The organism is Kribbella shirazensis (genome assembly GCF_011761605.1).
Classification (GTDB): domain Bacteria; phylum Actinomycetota; class Actinomycetes; order Propionibacteriales; family Kribbellaceae; genus Kribbella; species Kribbella shirazensis.
Window position 1 is genome coordinate 2,464,187 of record NZ_JAASRO010000001.1, and the last position, 21,856, is coordinate 2,486,042.

Annotated in this window: 15 protein-coding genes and 2 pseudogenes; 7 read left to right on the top strand and 10 right to left on the bottom strand. The window is 68.1% G+C overall.

Annotated features, from left to right (window positions below; translation table 11 throughout):
- Positions 1-58: 58 nt before the first annotated feature.
- Complete coding sequence (locus tag BJY22_RS12120; protein WP_167206261.1) at positions 59-769, bottom strand: DUF4429 domain-containing protein; 711 nt, start codon at positions 767-769, stop codon at positions 59-61.
- A 64-nt stretch (positions 770-833) separates the two neighbouring features.
- Between BJY22_RS12120 and BJY22_RS12125 the strand changes: the two genes are divergently transcribed.
- Positions 834-2,237, top strand: coding sequence for a mycothione reductase (locus tag BJY22_RS12125; RefSeq protein WP_167206263.1), 1,404 nt, complete (start codon positions 834-836; stop codon positions 2,235-2,237).
- Here BJY22_RS12125 and BJY22_RS12130 read toward each other — a convergent pair.
- Positions 2,220-3,671 carry an LLM class flavin-dependent oxidoreductase gene (locus BJY22_RS12130; RefSeq protein WP_337758565.1) on the bottom strand — a complete coding sequence of 484 codons (1,452 nt, stop codon included), beginning with the start codon at positions 3,669-3,671 and terminating at the stop codon, positions 2,220-2,222. The two genes, BJY22_RS12125 and BJY22_RS12130, sit on opposite strands and share 18 nt — an antisense overlap.
- Positions 3,672-3,704: 33 nt before the next feature.
- On the opposite strand from BJY22_RS12130, the gene thpR reads away from it, so the two are divergent.
- Positions 3,705-4,268 (top strand): RNA 2',3'-cyclic phosphodiesterase, encoded by a 564-nt coding sequence (gene thpR / locus BJY22_RS12135; protein ID WP_167206267.1) that lies wholly within the window; start codon positions 3,705-3,707, stop codon positions 4,266-4,268.
- A gap of 109 nt (positions 4,269-4,377) precedes the next feature.
- Here thpR and BJY22_RS12140 read toward each other — a convergent pair whose 3' ends face one another.
- From BJY22_RS12140 to BJY22_RS12155, 4 genes are all read right to left on the bottom strand, one after another.
- Entirely contained in the window at positions 4,378-5,217 is an 840-nt protein-coding gene (locus tag BJY22_RS12140; protein WP_167206269.1) for an ABC transporter permease subunit, read from the bottom strand.
- Positions 5,210-6,184, bottom strand: coding sequence for a carbohydrate ABC transporter permease (locus tag BJY22_RS12145; protein ID WP_167206270.1), 975 nt, complete (start codon positions 6,182-6,184; stop codon positions 5,210-5,212). The genes BJY22_RS12140 and BJY22_RS12145 overlap by 8 nt, the downstream gene beginning before the upstream one ends.
- Positions 6,185-6,271: 87 nt before the next feature.
- Positions 6,272-7,591: an extracellular solute-binding protein gene (locus BJY22_RS12150; protein WP_167206272.1), complete on the bottom strand. Its 1,320-nt coding sequence runs from the start codon at positions 7,589-7,591 to the stop codon at positions 6,272-6,274.
- 343 nt (positions 7,592-7,934) lie between these two features.
- Positions 7,935-9,014 carry a LacI family DNA-binding transcriptional regulator gene (locus BJY22_RS12155; protein WP_167206274.1) on the bottom strand — a complete coding sequence of 360 codons (1,080 nt, stop codon included), beginning with the start codon at positions 9,012-9,014 and terminating at the stop codon, positions 7,935-7,937.
- A 104-nt stretch (positions 9,015-9,118) separates the two neighbouring features.
- On the opposite strand from BJY22_RS12155, the gene BJY22_RS12160 reads away from it, so the two are divergent.
- Complete coding sequence (locus tag BJY22_RS12160; protein ID WP_167206275.1) at positions 9,119-10,747, top strand: acyltransferase; 1,629 nt, start codon at positions 9,119-9,121, stop codon at positions 10,745-10,747.
- A gap of 139 nt (positions 10,748-10,886) precedes the next feature.
- Positions 10,887-11,990, top strand: coding sequence for a hypothetical protein (locus tag BJY22_RS12165; RefSeq protein ID WP_238350345.1), 1,104 nt, complete (start codon positions 10,887-10,889; stop codon positions 11,988-11,990).
- On the opposite strand, the gene BJY22_RS12170 is transcribed toward BJY22_RS12165, so the two are convergent.
- Positions 11,920-13,191: an MFS transporter gene (locus BJY22_RS12170; RefSeq protein WP_167206276.1), complete on the bottom strand. Its 1,272-nt coding sequence runs from the start codon at positions 13,189-13,191 to the stop codon at positions 11,920-11,922. The two genes, BJY22_RS12165 and BJY22_RS12170, sit on opposite strands and share 71 nt — an antisense overlap.
- Positions 13,192-13,209: 18 nt before the next feature.
- Positions 13,210-13,800: a winged helix-turn-helix domain-containing protein gene (locus BJY22_RS12175; protein WP_167206277.1), complete on the bottom strand. Its 591-nt coding sequence runs from the start codon at positions 13,798-13,800 to the stop codon at positions 13,210-13,212.
- A gap of 165 nt (positions 13,801-13,965) precedes the next feature.
- On the opposite strand from BJY22_RS12175, the gene BJY22_RS12180 reads away from it, so the two are divergent.
- Entirely contained in the window at positions 13,966-14,331 is a 366-nt protein-coding gene (locus tag BJY22_RS12180) for a hypothetical protein (protein WP_167206278.1), read from the top strand.
- Between the two features lie 1,797 nt (positions 14,332-16,128).
- Positions 16,129-17,778 (top strand): annotated as a pseudogene (locus BJY22_RS43275) (HNH endonuclease signature motif containing protein); the annotation flags it as partial.
- A 672-nt stretch (positions 17,779-18,450) separates the two neighbouring features.
- On the opposite strand, the pseudogene BJY22_RS43280 reads toward BJY22_RS43275, so the two are convergent.
- Both BJY22_RS43280 and BJY22_RS12205 read right to left on the bottom strand, forming a co-directional pair.
- Positions 18,451-18,702, bottom strand: a pseudogene (locus BJY22_RS43280) (pentapeptide repeat-containing protein); the annotation flags it as partial.
- 1,306 nt (positions 18,703-20,008) lie between these two features.
- Positions 20,009-21,175, bottom strand: coding sequence for an epoxide hydrolase family protein (locus BJY22_RS12205; RefSeq protein ID WP_167206279.1), 1,167 nt, complete (start codon positions 21,173-21,175; stop codon positions 20,009-20,011).
- An 82-nt stretch (positions 21,176-21,257) separates the two neighbouring features.
- Here BJY22_RS12205 and BJY22_RS12210 point away from each other — a divergent pair, with 82 nt between their 5' ends.
- Positions 21,258-21,833, top strand: a complete 576-nt coding sequence (locus BJY22_RS12210; protein ID WP_167206280.1) for a CGNR zinc finger domain-containing protein — start codon at positions 21,258-21,260, stop codon at positions 21,831-21,833.
- Positions 21,834-21,856: the final 23 nt, after the last annotated feature.

The following is a 21,856-nucleotide window of genomic DNA, read 5'->3' on the forward strand; positions in this document are numbered from 1 at the left end:
CGCCCGCAGGGCGCCGACACGCCGTCGTGATGCGGGTTCTGCCTGCGTGGAGGTCCGCCTACGGGCGGATCCGGGTCAGGAGCCGGGCTGCGAAGAACAGGGCGTCGATGTCGCCGCGGCGGTCGACGAGCATCGCGGCCGGGTCGTGCTTCGGCTTCGGGCGTTCCTCCGGCGACCGCGCCGTACTGATCCGGAGGAAGCCCTTGAGGCCGAGCCGGCGCTGGTTCGGCGTCCACTCGACGTCGGTGATCTCGCCCAGCGGCAGCGCCCACGGGTCGCCGAGGGCCTTCTTCCGCCGGCCCGCGGACCGCTTGTAGGCGAACCGCAGCTCGCCCTGCTCGACCGACAACGTCGCGTCCCGTCCCTCGAGGCGGTCGGGTGCCGCCGGCGGCGCGACCAGCCAACGGGTGGCCCGCGTCCGCGGTACGTCGCGACGGGCGAGGGTACGGCGGATCTCCCCGACGATCCGATCCGCGACGTCCCGATCGGAGAACGGGAAGCAGTACGGGTCGATCAGCGAGTCGAAGTACCCGCCGCTCACCGACTGCAGTGGGTCCGCACCGGCCCGGAGGAGCAACCGCAGCACCGGCCCGTCGACCTCGGCCGCCTTCAACGCCTCCACCGGCAGAATCCGCTCCCCGAGGCGGGTGCGCAGCGAGCTGGCCAGCTTGCCGAGGCCGTCCCGCGGCGCGTCGTACCGGATCCTGAGGGTGCCGATACCGTCCCAGACGACCGTGCCGTTCGTGCTCGTCAGCTCACCACCTGTCACCCGTCCATCCTTCCTGGTGACCGGGTTCACCGCCCATTCTTGCGCGTCAGCGCCACAATGGGGTGTGACTCATTACGACCTCGTCGTCATCGGGACCGGCTCCGGCAACACGATCGTCAACCGGCGGTTCGCCGACTGGAAGGTGGCGATCGTCGAGCGCGGCACGTTCGGCGGCACCTGCCTGAACGTCGGCTGCATCCCGACCAAGATGTTCGTGCACGCCGCCGACGTGGCCGCGACCCCGTCGGTGAGCGCGCGGTACGGCGTCGACGAGCAGCTGCTCGACGTCCGCTGGCCCGACGTACGGGACCGGATCTTCGGCCGGATCGACCCGATCGCGGCGGGCGGGTCGGAGTACCGGCATCACAACCCGGACAACGCCAATGTCACCGTGTACGACGGGACCGGCCGGTTCACGGGGCTCAAGGAGCTGACCGTCGAGAACAAGGACGGCTCGACGAGCGTGTTCAGCGCCGACCGGTTCGTGATCGCCACCGGCAGCCGGCCGATCGTGCCGCCGATCCCGGGCCTCGAGGAGACCGGCTTCCACACCTCGAACACGATCATGCGGCTCGAGGAGCTGCCGCGCCGGCTGGCGATCATCGGCAGCGGGTTCGTCGCGGCGGAGTTCGCGCATGTGTTCGCGTCGTTCGGCGTCGAGGTGACGGTCATCGCCCGCTCGAACCAGCTGCTGCGGCACGAGGACGGCGACATCGCCGCGGCGTACACGCAGATCGCGCGGCAGAAGTACGACGTACGGCTGCAACACGAGACGATCCGCGTCGAACGCCGCGACGACGGCTCGATCCTGCTCGGGATGCTGCACCCGGAGGGCTCCGACGAGCTGGTCGTCGACGAACTCCTGGTCGCGGTCGGCCGCGAGCCGAACTCGGACCTGCTGAACCTGGACGCCACCGGGGTCGAGGTGGACCACGAGGGCCGCGTACTCGTGGACAAGTACCAGCAGACGAACGTCGACGGCATCTACGCGCTGGGCGACGTGACGACCCCGCATCAGTTGAAGCACGTCGCGAACCACGAGGCCCGGGTGGTGAAGCACAACCTGCTCAACCCGGACGACCGGATCGAGTCCGACCACCGCTTCGTCCCGCACGCGGTGTTCAGCTCGCCGCAGATCGCCGCCGTCGGACTGAGCGAGGAGCAGGCGAAGGAACGCGGGATCCCTTATGTGGCAGCGGTTCAGCGGTACGCCGATATCGCGTACGGCTGGGCGATGGAGGACACCACCGGATTCGCGAAGGTGCTCGCGGACGCGAAGACCGGGCAGATCATCGGCTGCCACGTCATCGGCCCGCAGGCACCGACCGTCATCCAGCCGGTGATCCAGGCGATGAGCTTCGGCCTGGACGCGTACACGATGGCCCGCGGCCAGTACTGGATCCACCCCGCGATGCCCGAGCTGATCGAGAACGCCCTGCTGAAGCTCGAGCTACATCCGGAACGCTGAGATCACGTCGGCGACCGTGTCGAGCGTCCCGAGGTCGGGCAAGCTGATCATCACTTCGGCCACGCCCGCCTCGGACAGCTCGCGGAACCGCCCGATCTGATCGTCGACCGTGCCTGCGTTGACTGTCTCCGCGTAGCGCGCCGGGTTGACGTTCCGCGGCCGCAGCTTGCGAATCAACTGGTCGAGGTCCTCGTGGTTCTTCCCGACGAGTGTTGTCGACAGATGAGTCAGCTCGGTCCGGCTGTCCTCCAGGTAGTTGGCGGCCTTGCGGACCGCGGCGACGTCGCCGAACACGTTCACCGCGTCCGCGTACCGCGCGGCCAGTCGCAGCGTCCGTGGCCCGCTCCCGCCGACCAGCAACGGCAGGTGTTCCTGCAACGGACGTGGATAACAAGCCGTGTCGGGTACGTCGAGAACCTTGCCACGGAACGGTTTGTTGCCGGGTCCCCATAAAACAGGCAGTAACTGCAGCGCGTCCTCGAGCAACGTGTACCGCTCGGCAACCGAGGGGAACGGCCAGCCGTACGCCTTGTGCTCGGCCTCGAACCACGCGAGCCCGACCCCGCAGACCGCCCGGCCGCCGCTCAGCACGTCCAGCGTCGCGGCGATCTTTCCGAGGTGCGCGACGTTGCGGTACGTGATGCCGGAGACCAACGTGCCGAGCTTGACGCGCGTCGTACAGGCGGCGAGATACCCGAGCGTCGTCCAGCTCTCCAGGAAGTCCTCCCAGGCCCGCCCCACCTGTGGGATCTGCCGGAAGTGATCCATCACGTAGATCGCGTCGAACCCGGCCGCCTCGGCCCGTTCCGCGACATCCCTGATCCACGACGCAGTCTCCGCCCGGCCGGCGGGGTGGGTGTAACTGCTCAACTGCAACCCGAATCGCAACCCGACCGGTGCTTCGGATTGCCGGGCCTGCGCCGCGGTCGACTCGACGAACACAGTCGGTACCACCCGCGCCGCAGTCGGCTCCAGTACGTCGTCGTACCCCTCCGTCGGCAACTCCTTCTTCACCGCGGTCCACGAGCGCAGTTGCGAGGTCAGTACGTCGGCCGGGATGCGCTTCGCCGTACGCTCCCGGTTCCGCCGCCTGCACTCCTCAGCCGGCGTGTCGAACGCCACCGCGACACAGGCCATCCCCGCGCTACGCGCCAGGCCGAGCCACTCCAGCCGCCGTTCCTTGTCCAGTCCGAGGGTGTCGACGACCGTCGTCAGCCGTCGCCCGATGCGTTGCCTCACCACCACGTCCAGCAACGCGAACGCATCAGCACTGGCCGAGATGTCGTCTTCACCGGCCCCGACCAGCGCCCGTAGCCGATCACTGGAAACGACCAGGTCAGGACCGAAGTGCTCCGCCGCCCACGTCGACTTCCCGGACGCCCCCGGACCCACGAGCACGACGACACACGGCGACGGAAGCTTGAGCTCGGACACAAAAGCAGTTTCCACCACCGATACGCTTTTCGGATGCGATTGTTCGTGGCGGTAGTGCCACCCATCGAGGTAGTGGAGGATCTGAGCGAGTTCGTCGAGCCGCGCCGGGAGCATCCGGACGAGGACATCCGCTGGGCGGCGGACGACAACTGGCACATCACGCTGGCCTTCCTCGGCGACGTGCCGGACTGGAAGACCGAGGAGCTCGAGGAGCGGCTGGAGCGGGCCGCGAAACGGCAACAGCCGTTCGAACTGCAGATCGCCGGCGCGGGCGCGTTCCCCGGTGTCCCGGATGCCAGGGTGCTGTACGCCGGGGTGCGCGACGACACCGATTCGCTCAAACACCTGTCGATGACCACCCGGGCCGCGGCGAACCGGGCCGGCGTCCCCGTCGAGGGCCGGAAGTTCACGCCGCACGTGACGCTGGCGCGGCTGCGCCGGCAACTGGACGTGACCAAGTGGGTGCGGGTCTTCGACACGTACGAGGGACCGCTTTGGACCGCGGGCAGCCTGCAACTGATCGAGTCCCGCCTGGGCGAGGGCCCCGGCCACAGCGCGGCGTACCGCACCGTAGGCGAATGGGACTTCTTAGGTTGAAACTCTTCGCCTGAGTCCGGACCGCCGGCACTCGTCAATCGTCCGTCGGAGGGGCGCCTGAGCGTGGCGTCCCTCCGACGGACGCGATTGATGAGTGCTGCAGATCCGCCTACTTCACCGCGCCCGCGGTGACGCCGGCGACGAAGTGGCGTTGGGCCAGCAGAAAGCCGATGACGACCGGGACGCTGACGACGAGGGCCGCGGCCATGATCTGGTTCCAGTAGATGTTGGTCTGGGTGGAGTACTGGCGGAGGCCGACGGACAGGGTGCGGTTCGCCTCCGTGGTCATCACCGACGCGAACAGGACCTCGCCCCACGCGGTCATGAACGAGTAGATCGCGACCGCGATCACCCCGGGCCGCGCGGCGGGCAGGACGACCCGCCACAGTGCGCCCATCGGTCCGCAACCGTCGACCAGTGCGGCCTCGTCGAGCTCGCGCGGGATGCTGTCGAAGTACCCGGCCAGCATCCAGATCGAGAACGGCAGGCTGAACGTCAGGTACGTGATGATCAACCCGAGTCGCGTCCCGACCAGCTGCAGCCCGAACTCGTTGTTGATGTTCACGAAGATCAGGAACAACGGCAGCAGGAACAGCACACCCGGGAACATCTGCGTCGACAGCACCGTCGTGGTGAACACGGTCCGCCCGCGGAACTTGAACCGCGACACCGCGAACGCCGCGAGGATCGCGATCGCCACCGAGAACACCGTCGCCGACACCGACACGATCGTCGAGTTCACGAAGTACTTCGCCAGCGGCACCGTCTTCCACATGTCCACGAACGGCGCCAGCGTCAGGTTCGTCGGCCACCAGGTGAACGCGCCCTGCACGTCCTTCAGCGGCTTGAGCGACGAGGTCGCCATCACGTACAGCGGGACCAGCACGAACAACCCGAGCACGGCCAGCACGACACCGCGGTAGATCTTGAAACCCCTGGTCTCACGCACGACGCGACCTCCTTCCGGTGACGAGCAGATAGGCGCCGGTGACGATCATCAGGAAGATCAGCAGCAGCACGGACATCGCCGCACCGGTACCGAAGTTCCAGGTCAGGAACGACGCGTTGTAGATGTGGAACGTGATCAGGTCACCGGCCGGCGGCTGCGCCGTACCGAACAGCACGTACGGCGTGTTGAAATCGCTGAACGTCCACAGGAACAGGACGAGGACGAGCACCAGGTTGACCGGCCGCAGCGAGGGCAGCGTGATGTTGCGCCACTGCCGGATGTTGCCGGCACCGTCGACCGAGGCGGCTTCGTAGAGGTCCCGCGGGATGCTCTGCATACCGGCCATCAGGGTGAGGAACGCGAACGTCCACAGCTTCCACCCGGCGACCGTGATCAGCGAGATCAGTGCGTTGCCGCCGATCAGCCAGAACGTGTCGCCGTCGCTGAGATGCAGCTGCTCCAGGACGTGGTTCACCGCGCCGGTGTCGCGCTGGAGCATGAAGTTCCAGGTCAGGATTCCGGCGTACGCCGGGAGCGCGTAAGGCACCAGGAACAGTGTCCGGACCAGGCCCCGCCCGCGGAACTCGGGCTGCAGCGCGACCGCGGCGGCCATCCCGAGGACCCACGAGAACGCGACCGTGATCAGCGAGAAGGCGACCGTGACGCCGAAGGACTTCAGCAGCCCTTCGCCGACGGCGTTGTTGAAGTCGAGCGCGACCTTGTAGTTGCCGAGCCCGGCGCTGGGCGCGGCGGACCAGTTCGCGATGAAGAACTTGGTGAGTTTGACGAAGCTCATCCAGATCCCGACCAGCATCGGGATGATGTGGATGAACAGTTCCAGCAACACCGCCGGGGCCAGCAGTGCGTACGGCAGCCACCTGTTCAGGCCGGGCCGGTGCTCGAGGCGGCTGCGGTTCCTGGCCGGCTTCGCCGGTGCCGGAGCGGCGGTTTCTGTGGCGACGGACATCCGGGTTTGTCGCCTCCTGTCTGTCGGGTCGGTGGGGCTGACGCGGGCAGTGGCCCGGACGGTGCCGTCCGGGCCACTGGGGACAGGTCAGCTACTCGCCGCGACCTGGTCCTCGGCGGTCTTCAGCGCCGCCTTCACGTCGTCGGCGGTCACCGTTCCGCCGGTCGCGATCTTGGCGAACATCGCGTTCATCGCCTTGCCGACGGTGCTTTCGTACTGGTCCTCGGCCGGCACCAGCGGCAGCGGCTTGGACTTGGTGTTGTAGACGTCCTGGAAGACCGCGGCCTCGGCCTCGTCGGTGGTGAACACCGGCTTCGCGTCCTTCAGCACCGGCAGCGACGCGAACGGCTTGCCCAGCGTGGTCTGGGTCTCCGCGGACGTCATGTAATTGACGAACTTCAGCGCCGCGTCCTTGTGCTTGGTGTTCTTGAAGATCGACAGGTTGATGCCGGCGACGTGGCTGGCCACCTGCTCACCACCGGCCGGGGCCGGGAACGGGACGACGCCGTACTCGCCGGCCTTCATGCCGTTGGCGACGATCGAGGAGTCGGCGTTGTTCTGGTTGATGACCATCGCGACCTTCTTGGTGGCGAAGTCGTTCACCGACTTGGTGCCGTTGTCGTACTGCGCGTTCGACGGGTTCGCGACCTTGTCCTTCTGCATCAGGTCGAGGTACCGCAGCACGCCCTGGACGTTGCCGTCACCGGTGAAAGTCGGCTTGCCGTCGGCGTTGAACCAGTCGGCCTTGTTCTGCGCGGCGTTGATGAACGCGAAGTGCACGTTCTCGGTGTAGCTGCCGGCCGCCAGCGCCATGCCCCACTGGTTCTTCGCCGGGACGGTCAGCTTCTTGGCCGCGGCGACCATCTCTTCCCAGGTCTTCGGCGGCTGCAGGCCGGCCGCGGCGAACATCGCCTTGTTGTAGTACAGGCCGTAGGCCAGACCGTAGAGCGGGACCGAGGTCGGGTCGGTGCCTTCCTTGCCGCCGGTCGCCAGAGCCGTCGGCACGAACTTGTCCTTCCCGCCGATCGCCTTCATCGCGTCGCCGTCGAACGGCAGGAACGCGTCGGTGGCCTGCAGCGACGCCGCCCAGGTGTTGCCGATGTTGACCACGTCCGGCGCCTGACCGGAGGTGATCGCGGTCTGGATCCGGGTCTGCAGGTCGTTCCAGCCGATCACCTCGAGGTTGACCTTGATCCCGGTGTCCTTGGTGAACTTCTCCAGGACCGGGCTCAGCACCTCCTTGTCGTTGTCCAGGCTGGTGCCCTGGTTGCTGGCCCAGTAGGTCAGCGTCTGGTCGCCACCGGAACCGCCGCCGGACGAATCGTCCGAGTCGCCGCCTCCGCAGGCGGCCAGGCTGATTCCCAGGGCGGTCGCCGCCACCGCGGCTACAAGCGAACGCAGTCTCACGTCGGACTCCCTCGTCCCGTCTACAAGCCCCCGCGGAGCTGCGGGGGCGGATCGGCCCCATACTGACCTAACCGGTTAAGTTTCGAAACCCTAACCGGTTCAGTTCCCGGGTCTTCGTTACGACCTCGTGACCCCGCAAACCTTCACCCGCAGCCCGGAGAACGCAATCCAACACTCTCCGGAACCACGCGATTTCACACAGTCTTCAAACTGCGCCCAGTACGGCGAACCCGCCCGCCGCCCACCCCGGCGGCGCACCCTCCAGTTGAGGGGGTGTCCCTTCAGCTGGAGGGTTGCCCACTGAAAATCTCAGGGGGCAACCCTCCAGATCAGGGGGCCAGCGTCAGGAGCGTGCCGGGCCGGAGGACTCTCGGTGGCGGAGCTCGCCGGCCGGCGCCTCCTCGTGGAGCGCGCTCTCCCCGGTGACGATGCGCAGCAGCAGATCCGCGGCGGCGCGCCCGCGTTCCATCGTCTTCTGATCCACCGCGGTGATGCCGGGCCGGGCGAGTTCGCACAGCGGCGAGTCGTCCCACGCGACGATCGAGACCTCGTCCGGCACCGCCGTACCGAGATCCATCGCCACCCGCAGCGCCGCGACCGCCATCAGGTCGTTCCCGAGCACGATCGCGCTCGGCGGATTCGGCCCGGTCAGCAGCTGACGGGTCAGCTCGGCGCCGTCGTCGTACCGGTAACTGCCCTCGATGTGCCGCACCGTGATCCCATGCCGCTCCGCGTCCTCGCGCAGCGTCTGCACCCGCAGCCTCTCGTGAATGAACGTGAACGGCCCGCTGATGTGCGCGATGTCCGTGTGCCCGAGCTCGGCCAGGTGATCGAGCAGCAGCGTGACGGTCTCGCCGGGGGAGCTGATCAGCCGCCCGACCGAGTCGTCGAGCGCGTTCGAGCTGACGACCACGCACGGCACCCCGAGCTCCGTCAGCAGCTGGATCCGCTGGTCGTCCTCGAGTTCGTCGAACAGGATGAACCCGTCCACGCGACCCTGCCGTGACCAGCGTCGCAGTACGTCGAGATCCTCGCCGTGCTCGCCGGTGAGCCGGAGCAGCAGCGAGGAGTCGACCTCGTTCAGGTACTGCTCGATGCCGACCAGCGTGCGCATGTAGAACGCCTCGGTCGAGATCAGCGTGGGTTCGCGCGCGATCACGATCCCGATCGTCCGGGTCCGGCTCGCGGACAGCGCGACCGCGGCGGAGTTCGGGTGGAAGCCCAGCTCCTCGGCCAGGTCGAGCACCCGCTGCCGGGTCTCCTCGCTGACCCCGGCGCGGCCGTTCAGTGCGTACGAGACCGACGCCTTGGAGATGTGCAGCCGGCGGGCGAGATCGCTGATCGTGACCCGATGACTGCGGCGGGTGCCGCCCTGTGGGCCGTCGCCGCCCTCGCCGTCTGTCACGGATCCGTTCGTCGTCATCGCCCGGCACCTCGCACAGACGGAAAAGTGTTCATGTCAGACGGGAGGTTAGCAGCGGCTTCACGCCCCTAGCGGTGTCCGGCGTATTTGGATAGCGTTTTCCCATGCTGCCGAACGAGCCGTTGCGCCTGGATTTCCTGCCGTGGGAGTACGCCCGGAAGGCCTCGGATGCCGAGCGCGAACGCCAGGCCGAACGGCAGGCGCGGCTCGGCGGGTCGCTGGAGCTGGCGGACGACGCATACGTCGCGGAGTCCGCCGCCGTGTACTGCGACGAGCTCCGGATGGGGCAGCGTTCGTACATCGCTGCCCATGCGTACCTCACCGGCCGGATCGCGCTCGGGTCGGACTCGACGATCAACCCGTTCGCCGCGGTCCGGGGCAACGTGACGATCGGCGACGGCGTGCGGATCGGCGCGCACACCTCGCTGCTCGCCTTCAATCACGGCACCGCGCCCGGCGAGCCGATCTTCAAGCAGCCGCACACCTCGCTCGGCATCACGATCGGGGACGACGTCTGGATCGGCTCCAACGTCACGATCCTCGACGGCGTCACGGTCGGCGCGCACAGCATCATCGGCGCCGGCGCGGTCGTCACGAAGAACATCCCGGCCAACTCGGTCGCGGCCGGCAACCCCGCCCGCATCCTCCGCTCGCGGACAGGAGCATCCATGTCAGGTGACCTACCGACCTTGCTGAAGGACTTCGCCGCGAAGGCGCGCGAGCAGACCGACGACGTCCTCGCGCGGTGCTGGGACGGGTCCCGGTTCGTGGATCGTCCCGGGATCGACCGGGAGCCGGAGATCCGTCCCTGGTGCGACGCCGTCGAGATCGCGGACCTTCTGGTACGCCGTACGCCGGCCGGCCACACCCGGGACGACCTCGTCCGCCGGCTCCGCGCGCGCCAGGATCCGGCGACCGGACTGGTATCACCCGGAGACCTCTCCGACGACGGACTGGGCAAGCCGTCCGACGCCGAACTCTCGGTTCTGGAAGGCCCCGCGAGCTATCACATCCTGTGCGTCGGCTATGCGCTGCAGGTCCTCGGGAGCAGCTTCGAGCACCCCATCTCCACCGACTTCACCCTCGACGAGCTGGACAACTTGCCCTGGGCAAGGAGAGCGTGGTCGGCAGGCTCCGGCATCGACGCCGTCGGTACGGCGCTCGCGCGAAACCTCCACGACCACAAGGAATCCGGCCCACTCGAACCGCTCCTGGGCTGGCTCCTCACCCACGCCGATCCTGCTCTCGGCGCGTGGGGTTCGCCGCATCCGGACGACGGGCTGCTGCAGGTCGTGAACGGTTTCTACCGCCTCACCCGCGGCACCTATGCGCAGTTCGGACTCCCGCTCCCGTACCCCGAGCAGGCCGTCGCCACCGTTCTTGCTCACAGCAACGACCGGCGGATGTTCACCGGCGACAACTACAACGCCTGCAACGTCCTCGACGTCATCCATCCGCTGTGGCTGGCGCGCAAGCAGACGACGTACGGCGAACAGGACGGCCGCCGCTGGGCCGAGGACCAGTTGCGCGCGATCCTGCCCCGGTGGGTCGACGGCGCGGGGTTCGCGTTCGCGCCGGACGGTACCGACGACCGGGCGATCCCAGGTCTGCAGGGGACGGAGATGTGGCTGTCGATCGTCTGGCTGCTGTCCGACTACCTGGGCCTGTCCGACGCACTCGGCTACCGCCCCCGCGGCGTCCACCGCCCGGAGCCGCTGATCAGCCTGCACTGACCCCTCGGCGCGGCGACCGGGGACGTCCGCCTACCCTGACGGGGTGGACCCCCGCACGCGCCGACTGGTGACCTCGCTCGTACTGGCCGCCCTGGTCGCCATCGTCGTCGTGGCAGCCCTCCTCGGCTAACGTCGCTGCATGACCACCTCCGCCGGTGAACGTTCGTCGTACCTCATGCGGGCAGGCCTGGTCCGCAACGTCCGCTCGGGGGAGCACCTGACGACCTTCGTGGTGTCCGGGGTGGCGACGGTGCTGCTGACCAGGCTGTTCCTGAGCCTGAGCGGGTACCCGCAGATCGGCGGGAAGGGGCTGCACATCGCTCACGTGCTGCCCGGCGGCCTGCTGATGCTCGTCGCGATCTCGCTGCTGCTCGGGTACGTCGGCCCAGTCGTGAGGCCTGCCGCGGCGACGGTCGGCGGGATCGGGTTCGGGCTGTTCATCGACGAGGTGGGGAAGTTCGTCACCTCGGACAACAACTACTTCTACAAGCCGACCGCGGCGATCGTGTACGTCGTCTTCGTGCTGATCGTGCTCGGCTTCCGGTTCCTGACCACGAGACGCCCGATCGACCCGCGGGAGGAGCTGGCGAACGTCATCGACCATGCTGTCGAAGGTGTCGCCGGCGGACTGTCGCGGCGGCGCCGGGCGGAGGCGTCCGAGCTGCTGCGTGAGGTGCCGCTGCAGGTGGACGGACGACGGGAGGCGAGGGAGCTGCTGGCCGCGTGCCCAGCTGACGAGGTCGAGCTGGCCGCGCCGGTCGACGCGGCCTGGCGGGCGCTGCAGCGCGGCTTCGAGCGACTTGCCACGCATCCGAAGGCCCCGCCGATCGCAGTCGCCGTACTGGCGATCCAGGTGGTCGGTGCTCTCCTCATCGCCGCTGTGCTGGGGGACGGGTTCAGTCATCTGCCGGTCATCGGGGTGATTGTCGGGAGCCTGCTGTCGGCCACGTTCACGGTGCGGGGTGCTCTGGCGCTGCGGAACGGCAACCGGGCGCGGGCGGTCCGGCTGTTCGAGCTCGCCGTACTGGTGTCGTTGTTGATGACGCAGGTCTTCCAGTTCGCCGCTACGCAGTTCACCGCTGCTGGTGGCATGCTGCTGGACCTGGTGATGCTGGGGCTGCTGCGTGCAGAGCGGGAGCGGATGCGGCGCGAGCTGGACAACGCCACGAAGGCTAGGACGCTACGGCTGCCGCCCGGTCCGGATCTGCCGCGGTTCCCGGAGGATCCGTCGGACCCGGTGTAGCTTTCCACTTCTCGTGGCGGCCGATCAGCACCGGTGACATGGTCGCGATCAGGTAGATCACACCGCCTGCCAGCAGTGCGGGTGACAGCCCAATGCCGACGATGGCAGCACCGGCGACCACACCGCCTAGCGGTACGCCGGTCCAGCACACCGCATCAGCCAGCGAGTTGACCCGGCCCAACAGGTGACTGGGGATGCGTTCGATGAACAGTGCGCCGAGGACCGGGTTGATGAAACCGGCTCCGACACCGCCGACGGCGTACACAGCCATCACCGCCCAGACCGGAGCGTCGGTGGCCATGACGATGAAGCGCGGCGCGCCGCAGATCAGGAAGGCGAGCGTGAAGACCAGCTTGCGCGGGATGCGGTCGCCGATGGCCGAGGCGAGCAGGGCGAACGCGGTAGCGGTCACTCCGAACGACGTGAGGATCAGACTGGTGTGGCCGGGCCCGTAGCCGTGGTCCTTGATCCAGACCGGCAGCAGTACGGCACTGATCGCGGCGTCGAGCAGATTGGTGACGGCGATCATGACGACCAGCGGAAGCATCAGCTTGTCTTTACGGAGGAAACGCCACCCGTCGAGCAGTCGCCGGCCGTAGCGTCCTTCATTGCCGGTGGCTCGCTGCTGGTGCTTGGGGATCCAGCGGGCGATCAGTACGGCGCAGACGCCGAACGACGCTGCGTCGATCCAGAGTGCGTTGACCGCTCCGACCAGGGTGATGAGTCCGCCGGCCAGTGCGTACGCGAAGAAGCCGGCCAGGCGTTCCGTCGTACTCTCCAGACCTGTCACGCGCTCCAGCGGGACCTTGGCCGCTCGGGCGATGTCCGGGATCAGGGTCGACTTGGCCGCGTCGCCAGGTCCGCGGAGTGCGCCGGCGATCGCTACGAGCACCAGCAGGGTTGGGAAGTGCAGGAAACCCAGTGTGTGTAGGAGAGGTACCAGTGCGACCACTCCGGTGCTGGCGGCGTCGGCCAGCACGCTGATCCGGCGTGCTCCGACCTTGTCGATCAGTGGGCCGCCGACGGCCTTCACGACAACCAGTGGCGCCATTTCGGCCAGTGCCACCAGGCCGGTCTTGACCGGTGAGCCAGTGGTGGTCAGTACGAACCATGGGATCGCGATCGCGCTGACGCGGGTGCCGCAGATCGACACGACGTTCGCCACCAGGAACGCCGCCAGCGGTGCCCGGTTCCCCTTCATCGTTCCCCCTCGGTCCTGCTACCGCGTCTCGCGCGGGAACGCCTGGATCTGGACGGTGACCTGCTCGGCGCCGTCCGGCAGCGGCGCCGTGAGGTCGGGAGTCTTGTACTTGTCGAAGACCGCCAGCACCTCGTGCATCATCGCGTCGAACTGGTCTGCGCGGAGGTGGAACAGGTAGTCGGAGAGCACGCTGGCGTCGCGCCACTCGGGCGGCATGGTCTGCATCGCGTCGATGAAGCCGAAGATGTTCTCGGCGTACGTCTGGCCGAGACCGTGCAGGTAGCCCAGGGCCAGCTCCGGCTCCTGCTCCAGCAGTTCGGCCTTGTCGAACTCGGTGCCCTGGTGGGCGGACTTCCACCAGCGGTCGCGGGCATTGCCGCGGCTGTCGTCCTCAGCCACCAGACCGGCGTCCGCCAACTGCCGCAGGTGATAGCTGGTCGCACCGGTGTTCACCCCGAGCCGGCCCGCCAAGGTCGTTGCGGTCTGCGGGCCGTAGACGCGCAGCAGGCCGAGGATCCGGTTCCGCATCGGGTGGGCGAGGGCGCGGACCAGGTGACGGTCCAGCTTGACCGTGCGCGGTGGTGTCGCGGGGGTGGGGTCATCGCTCATGGGTATGGAGGATACGGACTGCAAAGAGTGTTTGCAAAGAGATTTTGCAAACTGATTGTGTGGTTGGTTGTCCACAGATTGCGGATCGGGCGGCCGGCGGTGGGCGAATCGCGGCATCTTCTCTGTCGACCACGCATCCACCGAGGACATTGGAGAGAACCAGCGATGATGCGCGTGATGCTCGAGGACGCCGACTACTGCGACGTCCCCGCCGACCTGATGACGTTCGACGACGGGGCGGTGGTGTTCTGGAGCGGAGGCGAGGAGGTCGGCCGCCACCGCCAGGCCCGGATCCATTCCCTCGAGGTACTCAACCCCCGCTCGATGACCCGCCGCATCGAGCGCGCCCGCAAAACCCACCCGAACGCGTTCCGCCAGTGGTCCGTGGACGACGAGCAAACCCTGATCGAGATGTACAACAACGGCGCCACCCTCGCCCAGCTAGTGGAATCCCTCGGCCGCCGCGAGGGCGGCATCATCACCCGCCTAAGAGCGCTAGGCCTGGTGGCCGAAGACCAAAAGGTCCCCTGACCCGGGACCCCGCCACTCCAGGCTCCACCTCGGGACCCACCGATCGGACACCGCCTCGCGCATCCCACCCCTCATGTCCCACACACTGCGGAGCGGCCGCACCTGGTTCCGGCCGCCTCCGCCGCCGCGCGAATTGCTGTCCGGGTTCGGGTTACTGAACTGTCGGGCGACAGCGGAGAGTCCGCCCCTCGCACGGAGCTGCTCCCGTCGTCCTCACGCTCTAGTGACCTGCGAACGACAACGTACTTCTGTCCGCCCCGGCAGCGCGCGGGCTGTTGTGGGATGTCGGCTCCGGCGAAGTAGCTGGGCTGTGTGGACGGAGAGGCCACCGCCTTGGGTGAGTCGTCTATCACTGTCTCCATCTACTACACGGTGGTGAGCGGCGACCGTCCTTCTGGCCCTCCGGCGGTGCGCGGATCGTGCTGTCGGGTATGGGCTCCGGCGAAGCAGCTGTGCCCTCGGGCGCGGGGCGGGACGCCGCGTCGAGCGCATGCCTGCTCGCCGCGGTCACCTCAGTCGAAGGACCGGCGCCGCTTCTTCTGAGCGCCATGGGTAGCGGTCTGATCGTGCCGCCGGCAGTCCCGTCGTCCCTGCAGCGCGGACCTGGATGCCGGCACGGGCCCCGGTCAAGCAACTGGATCCCGGAGGACGGCCGGCAGCGGCCGCTGCATCGCTTGTCCACGCCAACGAGGGCCACGCCGGCTTCACGTCTCGTCCTTCACCGTTCGCGTTGTGCGGCTACGTGTGCGCTGCAACAGTCCTTCTGGGCGCTCGGCAGCGTGGAATGGTGACTCTGGCAGCGTGCAACTCGATCGCTGGGTATCCGGCGAAGCCCCTGGACAGTCGAGTGCGGCGGCGCAAAACCTGCCGCCTCGTGCGCGGCGAGCGCAAAACTTGTCGTCTCGTGTGCGGCGGCGCAAAGCTTGTCGCCTCATGTGCGGCGCAAACTGCCGCCTCGAATGCGTAGTCGCTCGTGGGCTTCGCGTTCCACGCCTGCGCAGGCGGTGACAGTTCATCGGACCGCCTCCTCAGCGCGGGCTGTGATCCAGGGCATGCGGAGCTTCCAAGCAGACGGCCGGCGTTAGCGGGCACAACAAGCTCCTGGCGCCTTACGCGGCGGGGCCAGGCCCAGGAGGGTGAAGTCGGCGAGGTGGTTGCCCATGAAGCTGGCGCCGCGCTCCTGGCACATCGCGGCGCGTTCGGCATCTGCTGAGGAGATCCGCCGGACAGCCCGATCGGTCTGCAGAGTGCGGGTTGTAGCGTTCGAGTTCCCGCTCTACCCGGGCAGCGCGCTCGGATGAAGGCGTACTCAGTCACCTCTCGTCCCAAGTTCGTTGGCCAACCGGACAACCAAGGGCGACGTGCCGATCGCGTTGCAGCACATAACGAGGGATCGATCGCGGTTATCGCGCTGACGCTGCCAATTAGATCGATGCCGTCGGCGGATGCTGAGGGGAGCCCACGCCTATCCAATGAACTCACCGACCACGCAGGCTACGTGATGATGCGAACCCGCAGATCGTTGCTATCAACAACGATCCTGTGTCCCGCGCCCGAGCTCGTGGTGGGGCGAGGCGTCTCGAGGTTCGTCGCATGAATCCGCTCGATGTGCTGGCAGGTCGTGCGCCGGGACCGCCTGCTTGATCGGATTGGTGAGGATATCCGCAGGAGCCGTACTGCGGAAAACCTCAAACTTCCCGGATCCCTTGAAAACAAGGCGATCTCGGCACGGAACTGTCGGCGGGCGGGTCTACGCTTGTCGGTATGGAGATCCTCGGCGAACGACCCGCTTGGGCGATGAGCGGCAGTGAGAAGCTGTCGACTCTCGACGCGGTCGTCGCCGAACGGGCCCGGCTGAAGGTCGTCGAGCTGCAACTGATCGCCGAACTGGAGCGCGACGGAGATGCGCAGCAGATCGGCGCCGGCGACACTGCCCGCCTGCTGGCCGAGCGGTACCGCCTCGACCTACCGACAGCCCGCCGTACGGTGCGGACGGCCACCGGACTGACCAAACACCCAGCCACCGCCGCCGCCCTGCCCGACCCGGCCACCCCATTCCCCAACCCGGCCACCGCCCGCCCCGACACCGACCGCACCGACACCGACCGCACCGACGCTGACCGGCCCGATGCTGACCGGCCCGACGCTGACGGGCCCGATGCCGACCTGCCTGACGCTGACGGGCCCGATGCTGACCGGCCCGATGAGGCCGACGGCGCCGGTGCCGGGCTGCGCGAGAGCGGCGGGTGGCGTGTGTACCCCGCGCAGGCGGAGGCGATTCTGTCGGTGCTGGCCAAGATCCCGACCACGGTGCCGGTGGAAAACGTCGAGTTCGCCGAGCAGCAACTGATCACCTTGGCGGCAACCCACACCCCGTCGGAGTTGCGCGCCGCGGGAAAGAAGATCCGCGACCTCCTCGACCCCGACGGCCCCGAGCCGGACGAGAAGCTCGCCTACAGCCGCGAGTCGCTGACCTGGAAGAACGCCGACCAAGGCGTCACCTTCCGCGGCTACCTGGCCTGCGAGAACGCCGAACTGTTCCGCACCCTGATCCACGCCGGCGCCCGCCCCCACAAAACCGTCGACGGCGAACCAGACCCACGCCCCCGCAGCAAACGCCAGGCCGACGCCCTCACCACCGCCCTCAACACCGCCGCCAGCACCAGCACAAGCACCACAACAGTCACCACAACCGCCGCCACCCCTGCCACCCCTGCCACCCCTGCCGCCACCACCACCGCCGCCGCCACCACCGCCACCGCCGCCACCGCCACCGCCACCACCGCCGGCGCCGGCGCCGGCGCCAGGCCAGGCGCCAGAGCCGAGGCGGGCGGGCGCGGTCAGAGCGAGCCGAGCGCTCCGCCGGACGGCAGCGACGCACCGACACCCACCGAGCCAATCGCGCTTCTGGAACCCGCGCAGGATCCGCTCCCGGACGTCGACACAGCCGACGCCCTCGCCACCGCCCGCTCCGAACCAGCCGACGGCACCGACGGTCCCGGCGGTGCCGGCGGTGCCGGCGGTGCCAGCGGTTCGGGTGCGGGTGGTCCGGTCGCGGATCAGCCACCCGCTGCTGACGCCCGTGGCCGTGCGGATGCTGACATCGGTGCTGCTGCGAGCATCGTGGCCGGTCACGGAGCGAAGCCGCACATCAGTGTGACCATCGACTACAACGACCTGAAGACTGCCGCGGCCAACGCAACCGGGGAACTGGTCTTCGGCGACACCCTGTCCGCCGCCACCCTGCGGCGACTGGCCTGCGACGCCGAAATCCTCCCGATCGTGCTCGGCTCGAAGTCCCAGCCCCTCGACGTCGGCACCAGCCAGCGGCTGGTCACCCGGCCCATGCGGCGCGCCCTGAACGCCCGCGACAAAGGCTGCGTAGTCTGCGGCGCACCACCCATCCAATGCGAAGCCCACCACCTCAAACACTGGATCGACGGCGGCATCACCGCCGTGTCCAACCTCGTACTGCTCTGCAAACGCCACCACCTCGACCTGCACTCCGGACACTGGCAAATCCGCATCACCGACGGCATCGTCCACGTCACCCGCCCCACCTGGGCCGACCCCACCCACATCCCCCGAAACAGATACCGCCCACCCCTGATCACCGACCAGCCACCCACAAGCCCACCCACAAGCACTGTCACAAGCCCGGTCACAAGCCTGGCTATCGGCCCCGGACGCACCGGCAGTGACCGCGCTGGTGTTGACCGCGCTGGCTGTGACCGCAGTGAGTCTCAACGGTTCGGGGTGAATGGTGCCGACAGCAATGGCGCTGACCGCGGCGCGAACCGTGCCGCGAATCGTCGGCCGGCGGTCGTGGATCCTGCGTGCCCGGACCCGTGGGGCGACGAGCACGACATCAACCCCCAACCCAACACACGACTGGCTGCCGCCCCTCCGATTCCTTGGGCCGACGATCCGCCACCACCTCGGGGCCCGGCGACGACGGATGCTTCCTGGACAGTTGCTGCGGGTGCCGGAAAGGGCGCCGCGTTCGATCCGTGGGGCGATGATCCTTTGCCGGATCCGGTTGTGGGTGTCGCGGATCAGGCCCAGTCGATCACCACGGAGACCAGCGAGACGGGCGTCACGGAGGTGGGCGTCACGGAGGTGGGCGTCACGGAGGTGGGCGTCACGGAGGTGGGCGTCACGGAGGCGGGTGCCACGGAGGCGGGTGCCACGGAGACGGGTGCCACGGAGACGGGCGTCACGGAGACGGGCGTCACGGAGACGGGCGGCACGGAGACGGGCGGCACGGAGACGGGTGCCAAGGAGGCGGCGTCGTTCGGGGCTAGGGGCGACGGGGTGGCAGCAGGCTCCGGCGTCATGCGATCCGGTGGTGAGCTGTGGTCGACGGCAGATGGTGCCCTCGGAACCGTGGCGTGAAACGACACGTGATCATCCGCTGGGGGAGCGGCGTCAGTCCGCACAGCCGCCGGCGGGCGGACGTCGTACCTGCACGTCGTTCATCCAGGGCTACGGGGTGGCACGCAAAAGGGCGCCGTCCGGGTCGGGGTTGCGGCGAAGCACTTTGAGCTGTCGGGCGACGGCGGGGAGAGGTGGCCGCCTCGCGCGGATCTGCTCTCGCTGGCCTCACCTCCTATGGGGCGGGTGAGTCGGCGAACTGTGGTGCCGGTGTGTGGCGAGCTGTGGGTCGGGTGGGCGGTGGCTGTGGGGGTGGGTGTGTGGCGAAGCGGTGGGTCGGGTGAGCGGCGACTGTAGAGCGGGTGTGGCGGGCTGTGGGTCGGGTGGGCGGTGGCTGTGGGGGTGGGTGTGTGGCGAAACCGTGGGTCGGGTGGGCGGTGGCTGTGGGGCGGGTGAGCTGCGAGCTGTGGGTTGGGTGAGCGGCCACTGTGGGACGGGTGCGTGGCGGCCTGTGGGGCGGGTGAGCTGCGAGCTTTTGGTCAGCGGCTGCGTTCTTTCGGCCGACTTCGGGTGGCCGCTGATTGTCGTGGGTGGTTCGCTCTGGTGGGGAGTGGTGGCTCGCGGTGGTTGGCGGGAGCCGAGATCGGAGCGCGGCGAGCAGCTACCGGTGGTTCGGCGAGTACGCGGACGCGCGGGTACGGCGGGACCGATCCGAACGGCACGGCCCAGCACGGCACGGCACAGCACGGCACGGCACGGCACGGCGCGCTAGCACTCCGGCTAGATTCGGGCGGCAGGAAAGGGACGAACCGTTCGGTGGCGGGGCGACCGAACCGAGGGGCGCCGTCAGTTTGAGGGTGCGCCTTCGAAGCCTTCGACCGCGCCGGTGAACGGGTAAGCGTTCTGGTCTTCGCCGACCGGGATCTGCGCTCTCAGACAGCCCGGGGCCAGGTGGGCGGCGACGGGCTTCTTGGATCTGCTGCGGCCTGCGGATCGGTGCGATCGGGTGACGACGTTCGGGTGTCTTGATGAGCGGATGGCGTTCGCCAACGGGGGCGTGCCGCGGTCGCTCACGGCCACGCGTCGGCGTACGGGGTGCAAGTCGGCTCTGGCAATAGTTGGGGGGCGGTTTCCGGCGGGTGCGCGACCAGCGTCGGGTACCGCGCACGGTCGTGGCCGTGCTGATCGGGCTGTGCACCGTGGCGAACGAGGCGTACGGCGTTGTGGCGTTGATGGCGCCCGCAGCCGTCGGGGAATGCCTCGGGGCGGGAGGCGGTAGTCGGGGTGCAGGCAGTGGTCGCGTTCAGCGGTTGGCGGACAGTACTGCTGCGAGGCCCTCTTGCAGGTCTTTGGTGAACTGGTTGGGGACCTCCAGGGACGGGAAGTGGCCCCCGGATTCGGGTGTCGTCCAGCGGACGATTTGGCGGTAGCGCTCCTGGGCCCAGAGGCGTGGGCACTTCTCGATGTCGCGGGGATAGATGGTGATTGCTGCTGGGACGTCGACCCGGAGTTCGGGGTCGAGTGAGTTGTGGCTTTCGTAGTAGATGCGGGCCGATGAGGCGCCGGTTCGCGTCAGCCAGTACAGGGTGACGTCGTCAAGAAGCCTGTCTCTGGAAATCGTCTCGAACGGACTGTCGTCGGTGTCCGACCACTCGGCGAACTTGTCCAGGATCCAGGCAAGAAGGCCTACCGGTGAGTCGACGAGCGAGTAGCCGATGGTCTGCGGTCGGGTCGCTTGCTGCTTCGCGTACGCGCCGCGCGGGCCTTCGTAGAAGGCGCGGGTTTCCTCGGTCCACTGGCGCTCGACCGCCGTCAGCCCGTCTGTTGTCAATCCAGGCGGTGCCTGCGCGAGAGTTGTGTGGATGCCGAGAACGTTCGTCGGGTACCTGCCGCCGAGGACCGCGGTAACCACACCTCCCCAATCGCCGCCGTGGGCTGCGAACTTGCTGTAGCCGAGCCTTCCCATCAGTTCCACCCATGCGGCCGCGATCTTTTCGGTGCCCCACCCGGTGGTGGCCGGCTTGTCGCTGTAACCAAAGCCAGGGAGCGACGGGACCACGACGTGGAACGCCGGCGCGTCTGCATCGTCAGGATCCGCCAGCTCGTCCACGACATCGATGAACTCAGCGATGCTGCCTGGCCAGCCGTGGGTCAAGATCAGAGGAGTCGCATCCGCGCGCGCAGACCGGCGGTGCAGGAAGTGGATTCCCAGCTCATCGATGGTCGTGCGGAACCCGATCCGGTTGACGCGCGCTTCGAACGACCGCCAGTCGTACCCGGTGTGCCAGTAGTTCACGAGATCGACGAGGTCGGCGAGAGGTACGCCCTGGTCCCATCGGCGAGGGGCGGCGCGAGAGACCGTCTCAGCCTCCGGTAGCCGCGCCGCGGCCAGGCGGGCGTGCAGATCGTCGAGGTCGGCGTCAGAGGCGTGGGCTTCGAATGCTTGTACGTCGCTGGTTGGACGGGGCATCGGATCTCCTGGGCCATCGGGAACCGGCTAAGACGGTTCTACCAGCGGTTCCGCCCGGCGCGCAACCGGCTAAGGTGGTTCCATGCGTGCTGGGTTCCCCGATTTCCGCCTCGGTAACGTGCTGGCGACCAGCTTCACGGGGACTCTGTCGGAGCGTCATGGCGACGCTGTGGAGCGCATTCCCACGCCGCAGCGACTCATGGACTGGCTGGCGGTGAACGGGCTCGCCGTGGAGGGCTGCACCACCGCCCAGCTCGACCTCGCTCGGGAACTGAGGGAGTCGATTCACGCCGCTGCGACAGCGGCCGCGATCCACGACGCGCTCCCTACGTCTGCTGTCCAAGTCATCAATGACCGCAGCGCTCAAGGTCGGGCCGCGGCTGTGCTCACGCCCGAAGGTAAGCGGCGGTGGCTACTCAGCTCGGCTTCCTGCGTCGAAGATGCGCTCAGCGTGATCGCCGCCGACGCGATCAGCATCATCGCCGGCGAACGAGACGGAAGACTGGCGTTGTGTGCGTCACCAACCTGCCAAGCCGCCTTCTTCGACACCAGCCAGAGCCGCACCCGCAGATGGTGTGACATGAACACGTGCGGCAACCGACAGAAGAAGGCCCGCTTCAACGCCAGCCGGCGCAAGAACCCCGGATCAGCGGACTGATCGTCAGCTAGGTGCGTTCAAGC